The sequence below is a fragment of the Allokutzneria oryzae genome (genome assembly GCF_042429765.1).
Lineage (GTDB): Bacteria > Actinomycetota > Actinomycetes > Mycobacteriales > Pseudonocardiaceae > Allokutzneria > Allokutzneria oryzae.
On sequence record NZ_JBHLZU010000004.1, the window covers coordinates 152,079 to 168,626 of the forward strand.

Genomic DNA, 16,548 nt, shown 5'->3' on the forward strand with positions numbered 1-16,548 from the left:
GTGGATGGTCTGGCGATGCGCGGCCCGCTTTCTCCGTACAGCGGTGGGGACGTGATCCCCGCGCCGATCCCGGTGCTCGTCCAGGAGCAGGCCGCTCGCACGCCGGACGGTCTCGCCGTGGTGTTCGCGGACCAGCGGCTGACCTACGCCGAGCTGAACGCGCGCGCGAACCGCTTGGCACGCAAGCTGATCGGGCACGGTGTCGGACCGGAGCGCACGGTCGCCCTCGCGCTGCCGCGGTCGGCCGACGTGGTGGTGGCGATGCTCGCCGTGCTCAAGGCGGGTGCAGCGTACCTGCCGATCGACCCGGACTACCCCGCCGACCGCATCGCGTTCATGATGAGCGACGGTGCTCCCGCCTGCCTGATCACCACGTCGGATGTGGCCGGGACCCTGCCGACAACGTCGGCCACGGTGCTGGTGCTGGACAAGACCGAAACCGGTGACGACTCCGATCTCGTTGGTGTGCGGCTGGATCCCGCCAACGCCGCGTACGTCATCTATACCTCTGGCTCCACGGGGCGTCCCAAAGGTGCCGTCCTGCCGCACCACGGCGTGGTCAACCACATGCTGTGGCAGGCGGAGGAATGGGGGATCGACAGCTCGGACGTGGTGCTCGCCAGGACCGCGTTCAGCTTCGACGCGTCGGGCACGGAGATCTGGCTGCCACTGCTGATCGGCGCGACCATCTGCATGGCGCCTGGCGACGTCACCCGTGATCCGGAGCGCCTTGTCGCTTACGCGGCCGAGCACGGTGTGACGGTCGCTCAGTTCGTGCCGTCGCTGCTCGCGGTTACAGCACCGGCGATCCGCGCCAACTCCGACCTCGCGCTCCGCGTCGTTTTCGTCGCTGGTGAGGTGCTTCCCACCGCGCTCGCCGAGGAGGTCGTCTCCCAGTGGGGTGTGCGGTTGGCGCACCATTACGGCCCCACCGAGGCGTCGATCGACGTCACCGCATGGGACGTCGAGCCGGGGCTCGGTGACCGCTCCGTGCCGATCGGCACGCCGGTGTGGAACACGCGGGCTTACATTCTCGACGCGGCACTTCGTCCCGTTGAGCCTGGTGTTGATGGCGAGCTGTATGTCGCGGGTGTCCAGCTCGCGCGCGGCTACCTCAACCGGCCGGGACTCACCGCCGAGCGCTTCGTCGCTTCTCCTTTCGTTGCCGGTCAAAGGATGTACCGAACCGGTGACCTCGCCCGGTGGGGTGCTGACGGACTGATCGAGTTCATCGGCCGCGCCGACGACCAGGTCAAGATCCGTGGGTTCCGCATCGAACTGGGCGAGATCGAGTCTGTCGTGCTCGACGCGCCTGGCGTCACGCAGGCCGCCGTGCTGGCACGCGAGGACCGTCCCGGAGACAAGCGCCTCGTCGCCTACGTGGTGTCCGAAGTGGACCAATCTGTGGTCCGGGAGCACGTGGCCGAGCGGTTGCCCAGCCACATGCTGCCCAGCGCGTTCGTCGTGCTGGACGCGCTGCCGCTGGCACCGAACGGGAAGCTCGACCGGCGCGCGCTGCCCGCGCCCGACCTCGGCGGCGGTTCGACCAGTCGCGCGGCGAGGACCCCGCGTGAGGAAATCCTGTGCGGCCTGTTCGTCGACGTCCTCGGTCTGGACCGGGTTGGGATCGACGACGGGTTCTTCGAGCTCGGCGGGGACTCGTTGCTGGCGGCCCGGTTGATCAGCCGCATCAGGTCCACTGTGGACGCCGAGATCTCGGTGCGGACCCTCTTCGAGGCGTCGACCGTCGCTGAGCTGGCCGAGCGGCTGGAGGAGTTCGCCAGGACGCGTCCCGCGCTGGTTTCCACCATCAGGGCCGAGCCGTTGCCGCTGTCCTCCGCGCAGCGCGGTCTGTGGTTCCTGCACCGCCTTGAGGGGCCGAGCGCGACCTACAACATTCCCCTGGTGCTGCGCATGACCGGCACCGTTGACCACAACGCGCTGCGGAGTGCGGTGCGGGACGTGGTCGCCCGGCACGAGACGTTGCGCACGATCTTCCCCGACGTGGACGGTGTCGCGCGACAGCAGGTTCTCGACGCCGTTCCCGAGATGTCCTTTGTGGACACAAATGACCTTGAGAACGCCGTCGCCGAGGCAGCTCGCTACCCGTTCGACCTGGCCACCGAGACCTCGTTGCGGGTCACCCTGTTCTCGACGGCGAACAACGAGCACGTGCTGCTCCTGCTCATGCACCACATCGCCAGTGACGGCTGGTCGGAACGGCCGCTGGTCAACGACCTCGCGGTCGCCTACACCGCTCGGGTGGACGGGCGTGCGCCGGAGTGGCGCGAGCTTCCCGTCAGCTACTCCGACTACACCTTGTGGCAGCAGGAGGTTCTCGGCGCTGAGGACGACCCGGAGAGCCTGATCGCCGGGCAGCTCAAGTTCTGGCGCGAGGAACTGAACGGACTGCCGCAGCTCGTCGAGCTGCCCACCGACCGGCCGCGGCCCGCGATCGCCAGCCACCGTGGTGAGGAGCTGCGGCTCACCCTCGACGCGGAGCTGCACCGCGGTATCACCGAGCTTGCCAGGAACACCGGCAGCACCGTGTTCATGGTCGTGCAGGCAGCTCTCGCCGCGCTGATGACCCGCCTCGGCGCGGGCACCGACGTGCCGCTGGGCACTCCGGCGGCAGGGCGCGCCGACGAGCAGCTGGACCAGCTCGTCGGCCACTTCGTCAACACCTTGGTGCTGCGCACCGATACCTCCGGCGACCCGACGTTCCGTGACCTGCTCGACCGCGTCCGCCAGTCGGACCTCGCCGCGTACGCGCACCAGGACCTGCCGTTCGAGCGCCTCGTCGAGGTGCTGAACCCGGAGCGGTCGCTCGCGTACCACCCGTTGTTCCAGGTGATGCTGACCTTCGAGAACCTCGGCGAGGCGCGCCCGGAGCTGCCCGGGTTGCTCGCCGAGGTCGACGAGGTGCCGACCGGTGTCGCCAAGTTCGACATCGACATCCGCCTCCAGGAGCGCTTTGCCACCGACGGCTCGCCCGGTGGTGTGGACGCGATCGTCGAGTACGCGACGGATCTCTTTGATGGCGCCAGCGTTGAGCTACTGGTGCGTCGGCTCGCGCAGCTGCTTCGAGGTGCGGTGGCGGACCCGGCCATGCGCATCGGCTCGCTTGACGTCTTGATGGACAGTGCGGAGATGGAGCGCCGGGCCCGCGCGGACGACCAGATCCGCGTTCGGGGCGTGCGCATTGACTCCGACCGGATCTGCACTGTCCTGAGTGGACATCCTGCGCTTGCTGAGGCCGCTGTCGGGAAGTTCGTCAGTGAGGACCGCGAGCACCTGGTCGGCTACGTGGTGCCGGAGAGAGGACGCTCGGTTCGAGTCGTCGACCTGCGGGAGCACGCCGCGCGGTCGTTACCGGACTACTTGGTGCCACAGGCTTTCGTGGTCCTCGACGCGTTGCCGAAGACGGCGGAAGGTTTGCTGGACCGCGCTGCACTGCCCGCGCCGGAACTTGTTTCGGGTGAGGACGTGGCACCGCGCACCGCACAGGAGAAGGTGCTCGCCGGGCTGTTCGCCGAAGTGCTCGGGCTGTCCGAGGTCGGACTGAACCAGGGGTTCTTCGACCTCGGTGGAGACAGCATCGTTTCCATCCAGCTCGTCAGCCGTGCACGCAAGGCGAGTTTGCGGATCACGCCGCGCGATGTCTTCGAGCACAAGACCGTCGCGCGGATCGCCGCCGTCGCGGGTGTGGTGGAGCCGACGTCCGCGGTGACTCCGGACGTTGCTGTTGGCGTGGTCGCGCCAACGCCGATCATCTCCGACCTGCGTGAGCTGGGTGGGCCGATCGACGGCTACCACCAGTCGATGCTGGTCTACGTACCCGCTGGGCTCGGCGTCGACAACCTGACCGCGGCGCTCGCGGCCGTGCTCGACCGCCACGACGTGCTGCGGGCACGACTGTCCAGTGTGGACTGGTCGCTCACCGTCCCTGAGGCCGGTTCGGTCGACGCGGCCACCTGCGTTCGTCGGGTCGCCGGGTTCGACGAGGCGACTCTGAGCGCGCAGATCGCCCAGGCGCAGTCCGAGTTGGACCCGTGGGCCGGCGTGATGGTGCGCGCGGTGTGGTTCGACGCCGGCATGGATGTTCCGGGCCGCCTCTTGGTGCTGGTGCACCACTTGGTGGTGGACGGTGTGTCGTGGCGGGTGCTGCTGCCCGACCTCCGCTCGGCGTGGGAGTCCGCGTCATCTGGCGGGACTCCGGAACTCGCTCCGGTCGGCACGTCGGTGCGCCGGTGGAGCGAGCACCTCGCCGTGCAGGCCCGCGAACGTGCCCACGAGGTGGACCTCTGGAAGTCGGTTCTCGGCACCGCCGACCCGCTGTTGGGCGAGCGCCCGCTGGACCGGAGCCGGGACGTGCGGTCCACCGCCAAGTCGCTGACTCTCACGCTGCCGACGTCGATCACCGCGCCGCTGCTGGGGGCTGTGCCCGCATCCGTGCACGGTGGCGTCAACGACGTGCTGCTGAGCGGTCTCGCACTGGCTGTCGCCGACTGGCGTCGCCGCCGTGGGGTCGATGAGTCCGCGCTCGTGCTCGAACTCGAAGGGCACGGTCGCGAGGACATCGCCGAAGGGCTTGACCTCGCGCGGACCGTTGGCTGGTTCACCAGCGCCTACCCGGTCCGCCTCGATGCGGGTACCCATGAGCTTGACGACGTGCGCTCCGCCGCCCGAGTGCTCAAACGCGTCAAGGAGCAGCTGAGGTCCTTGCCGGACAACGGGATCGGCTACGGGTTGCTGCGGCACCTCAACGCCGAGACCGCGCCCGAGCTGGCCGCGCTCGCCCGCCCACAGATCGGGTTCAACTACCTCGGCCGCTTCGCCGCGCCCGAGCCCGCCGACTGGGCCGCTGCGCCCGAGGCCCCCGCGCTGGGCGCAGGGTTCGACGTCGACATGCCGCTGGGACTGGTTTTGGAGCTCGACGCGGTCACCGAGGACGACGCGAACGGGCCGCGCCTGGTCGCCACGTGGACGTGGGCCGGGGAGATCCTGTCCGAAAAGGACGTTCGCGAGCTTGCCGACGGGTGGTTCACCGCGCTGGAGGCGTTGTCCTCGCTGGCGCGGCAGCCGGAGTTGGGTGGTCTCACCCCGTCCGACCTGCCACTGGTCTCCCTGTCGCAGAACGACATCGAGAGCCTTGAGCAGGCAATGCCCGGCTTGGCCGACGCGCTGCCGCTCGCACCGCTCCAGGAAGGTCTGCTCTTCCACTCGCTCTACGACGAGCAGGCCACCGACGTCTACTCCGTGCAGGAGGTGTACTCGTTCCACGGTTCGCTCGACGCGCGCGCATTGCGTGCCGCCGCGGCGGAACTGCTTGAGCGGCACCCGAATCTGCGCGCCGGGTTCTGGCACGAGGGCCTTTCGCAGCCGGTCCAGGTCGTGCCCGGCACGGTCGAGCTGCCGTGGGCGGAGGTGGACCTGTCCGGTCTCGCCGCTGCGGAGCGTGAGGCTGAGCTGGTCCGGATCACCGGTGCCGACCGCGCGCACCGCTTCGACCTGACCAGGCCGCCGCTGCTGCGCTTCACGCTGGTCAAGCTCACCGCAGACGACCACCGGTTTGTCATCACCAACCACCACATCCTCTTCGACGGTTGGTCGATGCAGCTCCTGCTGGACGAGCTGTTCGCGCTCTACAAGGGGAAGCCGCTGCCCGCCGTCGCCGAGTTCCGGGACCACCTCGCCTGGCTGGCACGACAGGACCGGGAGGCCGGGGACGCGGTGTGGCGGGAGGCGCTGGACGGCCTGACCGCGCCGACCCTGCTCGCCAAGGGCACGCCCGGCACGCAGCAGACACCGGAGCAGTTGCTGCTCACGGTGCCCGCGGAGCTGACCGACAGGCTCCACGACCGCCTGCGCTCGAACGGCTTGACGCTTAACACCGTCGTCCAGGGCGTGTGGAGCCTGTTGCTGGGCAAGCACACCAGCCGGGACGACGTCGTGTTCGGCGCGACCTTCTCGGGCCGCTCCTCTGCGCTGCCCGGCGTCGAGTCGATGATCGGCATGTTCATCAACACGCTGCCGGTGCGCGTGCGACTGCGGCAGGAAGAGTCCCTTGTGGACCTCCTCGTCCGCGTGCAGGACGAGCAGTCACGGCTCATCGAGTTCCAGCACCTCGGGCTCAACGACGTGCAGCGGCTCGCCGGGCTGGGGGAGCTGTTCGACACGCTCACGGTGGTCGAGAACTACCCGCACGACGACGATGACGTCTGGACTCCCGCACCGGGGTTGCGTGTCGCGGTGTTGGAGGACCACGACGCCACGCACTACCCGTTGACCCTGTCGGTGCTGCCGGGCAAGAATCTCCGCCTGCGGCTGGAGTACCGGCCGGACCTCTTCTCCGCCAAGGACATCGAGCAGCTGGCCGCTGACCTCATGCGACTGGTCGAAGCTGTGGTGAGCGACCCAACGCGTCTTGTGTCCGAACTGGACATTCTGACGGTCGCTTCGGCAGAGAAGTCGGTCGAGGAGGCAGGGCCGGAGGAGGGAGGTCCCGCTCAGCTGTCGTGGCGTGCTCCGCGCACTCCGGAGCAGGAGATCCTGTGTGGACTGTTCTCCACCGTGCTCGGTGTGCCGACCGTGGGCATCGACGACAACTTCTTCGAGCTGGGCGGGCACTCGCTGACCGCGATCCGGCTGCTGAGCCGCATCCGGTCGATGTTCGGCGTCGAGCTGGCGATCCGGCACCTGTTCGAGTCGCCGACTGTCGCCGCGCTCGCGGAGCGGATGAAGGGCGCCAGCGAGGCACGCCTGGCGCTTGCGCCGATGGAGCGCCCGGAGCTCATCCCGCTGTCGGCGGCGCAGTGGCGGTTGTGGTTCCTGTACCGGCTTGAGGGCAGGAGTGCGACCTACACGGTTCCCCTGCTGCTGCGGATGTCCGGTGAGTTGGACCGTGGTGCGTTGGAGGCCGCGATCGGTGACATCGTGGAGCGGCACGAGACGCTGCGCACGATCTTCCCCGAGGTTGACGGCACCCCGCACCAGCTGATCATCGACGCTGACCGCGCACGTCCGGACTTCCAGCTCGTGGAGACCGACGAGGCCGGGCTCGCCGAGGCGCTGAAGACGGCGACACGGCACGGCTTCGACCTCGCGACCGAGCTGCCGCTGCGGGTCACCCTGTTCTCGCTGGGCAACGACGAGCACGTGCTGCTGTTCCTGTTGCACCACATCGCCAGTGACGGTTGGTCGGACGCGCCGTTCGCACGCGACCTCTCGGCGGCCTATGGCGCGCGGCGCAGGGGAACTGAGCCGTCGTGGCCGGAGCTTCCCGTGCAGTACGCCGACTACACGCTGTGGCAGCAGGAGCTGTTGGGCAGCGAGGACGACGCGGAGAGCCTGCTGTCGCAACAGGTCGCGTTCTGGCGCGAGGAGCTGGCTGGCCTGCCGGAGCAGCTGGAGCTGCCAACCGACCGTCCGCGTCCCGCCGCCGCCAGTTTCAAGGGCGACGAGGTCCACTTCGAACTCGACGCGCAGCTGCACCGCGACCTGCTGGAACTGGCGCGGCACACCAACACCACGCTGTTCATGGTGTTCCAGGCCGCCGTGTCGGCGCTGCTCACCAGGCTCGGCGCGGGCACGGACATCCCGCTCGGCGGTGTGATCGCCGGCCGCACGGACGAGGCGCTGGACGAGCTGATCGGCTTCTTCGTCAACACCTTGGTGCTGCGCACGGACACCTCGGGCGACCCGACGTTCCGCGAGCTGCTGGCGCGGGTGCGGGACACCGACCTCGCCGCGTACGCGCACCAGGAGATCCCGTTCGAGCGGCTGGTCGAAGTGCTCAACCCGGTGCGCTCGCTCGCGCACCACCCGCTGTTCCAGGTGATGATCCTCTTCCAGAACAACGCCGAGGCCGAGCTGAACATGCCGGGCCTGCGCGCGAGCCTGGAGGACGTCGGCTCCGGTGTGTCCAAGTTCGACCTGGACTTCGACATGCAGGAGTGCCACACCGACTCCGGCGAGCCGGACGGGCTCAAGGGCCTTGTCGAGTACGCGACGGACCTGTTCGACCGGAGCACGGTCGAGAAGATCGTCGCCCGGCTGGCGCGGCTGCTGCGCGCGGTCGTCGCCGACCCGGACCGGCCTATCTGGCAGACCGACATCCTGGAGCCCGCCGAGCGCCGCGGCCTCCTCGCGGAGTGGGGCGCCTCGGTCGCCACCGGTACGGACACCACCGTCCCCGCGCTGTTCGAAGCCGCTGTCGCCGCGAACCCGCATGGCACGGCTGTGGTTTTCGAGGACACCAATCTGTCCTATGTGGAGCTGAATGAGCGTGCGAACCAGCTGTCGCACAAGCTGATCGCCGATGGAGTTGGGCCGGAACGCATTGTCGCGCTGGCGTTGCCGCGTTCAGCTGAACTCGTTGTCGCTGTGCTGGCTGTGCTCAAGGCTGGTGGTGCCTACCTGCCGCTGGACCCCAACTATCCCGCTGAGCGCATCGCGTTCGTCATCGAGGACGCACAGCCGACGGTTGTGGTGACCAGCTCCCAAGTCGCAGTGGAGCTGCCTTCGCCGGTCGCGCGGATCGTGGTCGAGGAGCACGAGGGCGGGTCGGTCGAGAACCCGGTTCGTGCCGACCTGCGCCCGGACAACGCGGCGTACGTCATCTACACCTCTGGTTCGACCGGCAAGCCGAAGGGCGTGCTGATCCCGCACCAGAACGTGGTTCGGTTGTTCGAGCGCACCGAGCAGTGGTTCCACTTCGGACAGTCGGACGTGTGGACGCTGTTCCATTCCTACGCCTTCGACTTCTCGGTGTGGGAGCTGTGGGGGCCGCTGCTCAACGGCGGCAAGCTCGTCGTGGTTCCGCACGAGGTCTCGCGTGCGCCCGCCGACTTCCTGTCACTGCTGGAGCGCGAGCGGGTCACGGTGCTCAACCAGACCCCTTCCGCCTTCTACCAGCTGGTTCAGGCCGACCTGGAGAATCCGCGCACGGATCTCGCGTTGCGCTATGTGATCTTCGGTGGCGAAGCCCTTGAGCTGTCGCGGCTCTCGGCTTGGTACGAGCGTCACGCCGACGACGCGCCGGTGCTGGTCAACATGTACGGCATCACCGAGACCACGGTCCACGTCACCCACCTGGCGCTCGACGAGGAGACCGCCGCGGCCAGTGCCAACAGCACCATCGGCACGGCCATCCCCGACCTCCGGGTGTACGTGCTGGACCAGGGACTTCAGCCCGTTCCGCCCGGTGTGACGGGCGAGATGTACGTGGCCGGTGCCGGGCTGGCGCGTGGGTACCTGGGCCGCGCCGCACTGAGCGCCCAGCGCTTCGTCGCCGATCCTCATGGTCCAGCGGGTTCGCGGATGTACCGCACCGGCGATCTTGCACGCCGCGACATCAACGGCGAGCTGTCGTACTTCGGCCGCGCGGACGACCAGGTCAAGATCCGTGGCTTCCGCATCGAGCTGGGCGAGATCGAGGCCGCCGTCCTTGACGGTCCCGGTGTCGCGCAGACCGCCGTGATCGTTCGCGAGGACCGGCCCGGCGACAAGCGCCTTGTCGCCTACGTGGTCGGTGACACGGACATCGCGCGCCTGCGCGAGCAGGTGTCGGCCAGTCTGCCTGTGCACATGGTGCCCAGTGCCTTCGTGATGGTGGACGCTCTCCCGTTGACGCCCAATGGGAAGCTTGACCGCAAGGCGTTGCCCGCACCGGAACTGGCCGCGTCGAGCACGGGCAGGGCTCCGCGCAGCCAGCGCGAAGAGATCCTTTGTGGACTGTTCGCTGACGTTCTCGGTGTCACCAAGGTCGGAATCGACGACAGCTTCTTCGAGCTGGGCGGTCACTCGCTGCTCGTCACCCGGCTGATCAGCCGCATCCGGTCCGTCCTCGGCGCGGAGCTCGCGGTGCGCGCGCTGTTCGAAGCGCCGACTGTCGCCGGGCTCGCCGAGCGCATCGACGAGGCCAACGGCGCACGGCTCGCACTGGTCGCCATGGAGCGGCCTGAGCGGGTGCCGCTGTCGTTCGGCCAGCGTGGGCTGTGGTTCCTCAGTCGCCTTGAGGGGCCGAGCGCCACCTACAACGTGCCGCTGGTGATGCGGTTGTCCGGGCCGCTCGACAGGGACGCGCTGCACTTGGCGATGCGCGACGTCGTCGCCCGGCACGAGAGCCTGCGCACCTTGTTCCCCGAGGTCGAGGGCACGCCGTACCAGCACATCCTGGACATGGACCAGGTCACTGTGGACATCCACGTCGTGGACACCGACGAGGAGAACCTGACCAGGCAGCTCGAAGACGCTTCGCAGTACCACTTCGACCTCGCCACCGAGCTGCCGCTGCACGTGACGTTGTTCCGGCTCAGCGAAAACGAGCACGCACTGCTGCCGCTGATGCACCACATCGCGAGTGACGGTTGGTCGGAGACGCTGCTCGGTGACGATCTGTCCATCGCGTACGCGGCTCGTGCGGAGGGGAATGCTCCACAGTGGACTCCGCTTCCTGTGCAGTACGCGGACTACACGCTGTGGCAGCGCGAGCTGCTCGGCCGTGAGGACGACCCGAACAGTGCGATCTCCCGCCAGCTGGTGTTCTGGAAGGAAGCGCTGAAGGACCTGCCGGAGCTCGTCCAGCTGCCCACCGACCGGGCTCGCCCACCAGTGGCGACCTACGGGGGCGACGAAGCACCGCTGCGACTGGGCGCGGAGCTGCACGAGGGGCTGCTCGCCCTGGTGCGCCAGACGAACACGACCCTGTTCATGGCCGTTCAGGCCGGTCTGGCCGCCTTGATCACCAGGCTCGGCGCGGGCACGGACATCCCGATCGGCAGCCCGATCGCCGGGCGGACCGACGAGGCGCTGGAGGACCTGTTCGGCTACTTCGTCAACACCCTGGTGCTGCGCGCGGACACCTCCGGCGCGCCGACCTTCCGTGAGCTGCTCGACCGCGTGCGGGAGACCGACCTCGCCGCGTTCGCCCACCAGGACGTTCCGTTCGAGCGGTTGGTCGAGGTCGTCAACCCGGTGCGGTCACTCGCCCGCCACCCGCTGTACCAGGTGATGCTGACCTTCGAGAACTTCGACGAGGTCGACGTCACGATGCCCGGTTTGCGTACCTCGCTGGTGGATGTCGTCGGTGGGGCGTCGAAGTTCGACATGGACGTCCGGCTCCAGGAGCGCTACGGCGCCGACGGTGAGCCCGCGGGCATCGTCGGCGAGATCGAGTACGCCACTGACCTGTTCGACCGGTCCACTGTGGATGGCTTCGGGGAGCGGCTGATCCGGCTGCTCACCAACGCGGTCGCCAACCCGGACGTGTCGATCTGGGAGCTTGACCTGCTCTCCGAGGACGAGCGCGCCGTCGTGCTCGCCGATCCGGCGGTGACCGTGCTCGACGAAGGCGGTCAGCCGGTCCCACCCGGGGTCACCGGTCGGCTGCACCATTGCGGGATCGCGACCGGGGAACTCGCCCGGCGCAATGCCAACGGTGCGCTTGAGTTGCTGGGCAGCGTGGTGGACGTGGAGACGGTGCGCGGCTTCCGCGTCAACCCCGCCGAAGTCGCCGCGCGGATCGCGGAGGTCGGCGCAGTCGCCGAGGCGGTCGTCCTGATCCGCGATGGCCAGCTCATCGCCTACCTCGTTCCGACCTCACGGATGGACAGCGCCGCCGCACGGCAGATCGCCGAGAACGTGCTGCCGGAATACCTGGTGCCGCACAAGTTCGTGGTGTTGGAGCAGTTGCCGCTGGGCGAGGACGGACGCGTTGATCGCGCCGCGCTGCCCACGGAGGAGACTGAGACCAACGGGGCTTCCCGCGCTCCTCGTACCCCGCAGGAGGAGATCCTGTGCGGCCTGTTCGCGGAGGTCCTAGGCGCTGAACGCGTGGGCGTCGATGACAGCTTCTTCGACCTCGGTGGTCATTCCCTGTCCGCGATCCGTCTGCTGAGCCGTGTCCGGTCGGCATTCGGGGTGGAGCTCCCGGTGCGCACCCTGTTCGGTGAGCCGACTGTGGCAGGGCTGGCTGCTCGTCTGCACGCCGGTTCGGAGGCGCGCGTCGCACTGCGCCCGGTGGAGCGCCCCGAGCGCATCCCGCTCTCCTTCGCGCAGCAGCGGTTGTGGTTCCTGCACCGCCTTGAGTCGGGGACGACCTACAACGTTCCGCTGATCCTGCGGCTTACTGGAGAACTGGACCAGGAGGCGCTGCGAGAGGCACTGGGCGATGTGGTCGCGCGGCACGAGAGCCTGCGGACGGTCTTCCCGGAGGCCGATGGCAACCCGTACCAGCGCATTCTGGACGTGAAGCCCGATCTGCACGTCGTGCCTGTTGACGAGTCCGGTCTGAACGCTGAGCTGGACCGTGCGGCGCGCTACGAGTTCGACCTGCTGGTCGAGCCTCCGCTGCGTGCAACGCTGTTTCCGGTCGGTGCCGATCAGCACGTGCTTCTGTTGCTGCTGCACCACATCGCCAGCGACGGATGGTCGGATGCTCCGTTCGCCAACGACCTGTCCACGGCCTACGGCGCACGGTGCCAGGGAGATGCTCCACAGTGGACTGCGCTTCCCGTGCAGTACGCGGACTACACGCTCTGGCAGCAGGAGGTCCTCGGTAGTGAGGACGATCCGGAGAGTGTGATCTCCGCGCAGCTCACGTTCTGGCGTGACGCGCTCAAGGGCGTGCCGGAGCTGCTGCCGCTTCCGACCGACCGTCCCCGGCCCGCCGTCGCCAGCCACCGTGGTGACGAGATCCAGGGGGTGATCGACGTTGACCTGCACCGGCGGGTGGCCGCGGTCGCGCGGCGGACCAACACCACCGTCTTCATGGTGTTGCAGGCGGCGTTGGCGACGCTGCTCACCAAGCTCGGCGCGGGCACGGACATCCCCATCGGCACGCCGGTCGCCGGTCGTGCGGACGAGGCCCTGGACAACCTGGTCGGGTTCTTCGTCAACACGGTGGTGCTGCGGACGGACACCTCGGGCAACCCGAGCTTCCGCGACCTGCTCGGCCGGGTCCGCGAGTCCGACCTCGCCGCATTCGCTCACCAGGACGTTCCGTTCGAGCGCTTGGTGGACGTGGCCAAGCCGGTGCGGTCGCTGGCGCACCACCCGCTGTTCCAGGTGATGATGGTCTTCGAGAACAACGCCGAGGGTGTTTTCTCGATGCCTGGCCTCGAAGCCACGTTCGTCGACGACGTGGACATGGGTGCCGCCCGGTTCGATCTGACCTTCCACATCCAGGAGAACCTCGCTGCCGACGGCGCGCCCGACGGCATCGGCTTCGACCTGGAGTTCGCCGAGGACCTGTTCGAGTGCAGCACGGTCGAGAGGATCGCCGCGCAGCTGATCCAGGTGCTCGACACCGTTGCCGATGACCCGGACATCACGATCAGCCGCGTCAGCCTGAGCGACGAGGACGCGCTGATGGTCGGTGCTGACTTGTCTACTCCGGACAGTTCACTCCATGAGGCCATCACGGCTGTTCCCGGCGACGCGACCGCACTGGTGCACAACGGCACCGAAGTGTCCTATGCGGACATCTTCACCACCGTTGTTCCGGAGCGAATCGCGGCCATCCTGGAGACAGTTCGCAGCGGCGAACCGTTCGTGGTCACCACTGCTCGGGGCCGGACCGTGACGCTGTCGCAGGAGGCAGTTGCCGCGCGCCTCGCCGCACGCCAGGCACAGCACCCGCTCACCAGTGCGGATCGGGTGCTGTGCCACTCCACCCCCGGCTCGATCACCGAGCTGTGGGAGGTGCTGTGGCCGCTGACCTCCGGAGCGGTCGTCGTTGTCGGAGAGCTGGCCACCACGGACGCCACGGTCGCGCACGCCACCCCGTCCCAGCTCGCCGCACTGCTGCGGGAGTCGGTTCCCGCGCAGCTGCGGCAGGTGTTCAGCACAGGCGAGAGGCTGCCAGCGGCTGTCCAGCAGGCGTGGTTCGAGTCCGGGGAAGTCCCGCTGTGCAACAGCTACTCGATCGCCGACTTCGCTGGTGAGGTCGCTTCGTGGCGCTGCGACCCCGACTCGTGGGGCGGAGCTGTGCCCTTGGGGCAGCCCGTCGCCGGGGCTCGGATCTACGTGCTCGACTCGGGCCTGCGCCCGGTTCCGCAGGGCGTGGTGGGTGAGATCTACGTGGCCGGGGCCGGGCTTGCGGGCGATCTCGTCGCCGACCCGTTCGGCGCACCGGGTTCGCGGATGCTCCGCACCGGTGACCTGGGACGCCGTAACGCCGATGGTGACCTGGAGCTCGTCGACTCCGCCGTCAAGGCGCGCGGTTTCCAGGTGCGTCCCGCTGAGCTGGAGTCGGTGCTCGCCGACCGATGGGACATCGCCGAGGCCGCTGTGGTCGTCCGCGAAGGCAAGCTCATCGGCTACGTCGTGCCGGTGCCGGGCAACGATGTCGATTCCGCCTCGCTGCGCGAGTACGTCGAGGCGATCGTGCCGGAGTACCTGGTGCCGTCGTCATTCGTCGTGCTCGACGGCATGCCTTTGGACCGCAACAGCAGGATCGACCGCGCCGCACTGCCCGAGCCCACTGTGGACAGTGACTCAGGTCCGCGCGGCCCGCGCTCACCGCAAGAAGAGATCCTGTGCGGACTCTTCGCGGAGGTGCTTGAGGTCGAGAGCATCGGTGTTGACGACGGCTTCTTCGAGTGGGGTGGGCATTCGCTGCGCGCCACCAAGCTCGTGAGCCGCATCCGTGCCGCGTTCGGCGTCGAGCTTCCGGTACGAGTGCTGTTCGAGTCGCCGACCGTGGCAGGGCTCGCGGAGCGGCTAGGCAGTGCTTCGGCGGCGCGTCCGGAACTCGCGCGCCGTGAGCGGCCGTCGGAGATCCCGCTGTCGGCGGCGCAGCGGCGGTTGTGGTTCCTACACCGACTTGAGGGACCGAGTGCCACGTACAACGTGCCGCTGGCGATGCGGCTGACCGGTTCGCTGGATCGCGAGGCGTTCGAGCAGGCACTGGCCGACGTGGTCGCCAGGCACGAGAGCCTGCGCACGGTCTTCACCGAGGTTGACGGCACTCCCTGTCAGGTCGTGCTGCCTTCGGCCAATCCTGAGCTGGTTGTTGTCGAGTCCACTGAGGATGGAGTTGCCGACGCGCTCAACTTCGCGGCCGACTACGCGTTCGACCTGACGGCGGAGATTCCGCTGCGAGTCACGTTGTTCCCGCTCGGCGGCGACGAGTACGCGTTGCTCGTCCTGATGCACCACATCGCCAGCGATGGTTGGTCCCTTGAGCCGCTGGCGAAGGACCTCGCCGCTGCTTACGAAGCCAGGCTGCGCGGGGAAGCTCCTGTGTGGACGGAGCTTTCGGTCCAGTACGCGGACTACACGTTGTGGCAGCAGGAACTCCTCGGAAGTGAGGACGACCAGACCAGCCTTGTCTCGCAGCAGGTGTCGTTCTGGCGCAGCACCTTGGACGGCCTTCCGGAGCAGCTGGCGCTTCCGGTCGATCGCCCGCGCCCGCCAATTCCGAGCTATCGGGGCGCTGCGGTCGAGTTCGGTTTGGACGCGACGTTGCACGCGGGCGTCGCCGAGCTGGCCAAGCGCACGGGCAGCACGGTGTTCATGGTTGTTCAGGCAGCGCTTTCGGCTCTGCTGAGCCGTTTGGGCGGTGGCTCGGACATCCCGCTCGGCACCGTGGTCGCGGGCCGCACCGATCAGGCGCTCGATGATCTGATCGGGTTCTTCGTCAACACGGTGGTGCTGCGGACCGACGTCTCCGGCGACCCGACCTTTACGGAGTTGCTGGCACGGGTTCGAGAGACCGACCTCGCGGCGTTCGCCAACCAGGACGTGCCGTTCGAACGCCTCGTCGAAGTGTTGAGCCCCACGCGGTCGCTGGCGCACCACCCGCTGTTCCAGGTGATGCTGACCTTCCAGAACAACGATGGCGGCGACTTCGCCATGCCGGGCCTGCGCGCCGGGTACGCCGACGTTGACACCACCGTGTCGAAGTTCGACCTCACGTTCTTCGTCGAGGAGAACTACTCCGCCGACGGCGTGGCCGAAGGCATGAGCGGTGAGGTCGAGTTCGCCACTGACCTGTTCGACCACAGCACCGTCGAGACGATCGTGCGACGGCTCGCCAGGATGCTGGCGGCGGTGGTGGCAGAGCCGGACCAGGCGATCGGCCGGGCTGATGTGCTCGCGGAGGACGAGCGCGAGCGGATTCTGGTGCACTGGAACGACACCGTCGCCCCGGTCCCGGCTGCCACGCTGCCGGAGCTGTTCACCGCTCAGGTCGCGGCCAACCCGGACGCGGTGGCAGTGGCGTTCGAGGACGTTGAGCTGTCCTATGTGGACCTGAACGCGCGGGCGAACCGCCTTGCGCGCCACCTGGTCTCGCTCGGCGTGGGAACGGAGTCGATCGTCGCCGTCGCGGTGCCGCGTTCGGTTGACCTGGTGGTCTCGCTGCTGGCCGTGCACAAGGCCGGTGGCGCGTACGTGCCGATCGACCCGGACTATCCGGTTGACCGCATTTCGTACATGCTCACCGACTCCGCTCCGGCGTGTGTCGTCACGACCTCGACGGTCTCATTGCCAGAGCTGTCAGCGCGGCAGGTGGTTCTCGACTCGCTTGACCTGGAAACGCTG

1 protein-coding gene (cut by a window edge) is annotated in these 16,548 nt (G+C 68.3%); it reads left to right on the top strand.

Annotated features, from left to right (window positions below; all coding sequences use genetic code 11):
• On the top strand, positions 1-16,548 hold the 5' portion of the coding sequence (locus tag ACFFQA_RS05345; RefSeq protein ID WP_377850487.1) for a non-ribosomal peptide synthase/polyketide synthase. It continues 5,736 nt past the right edge of the window; 16,548 of the gene's 22,284 nt are visible here — the first part of the coding sequence; its start codon is at positions 1-3; its stop codon lies off the right edge, out of view.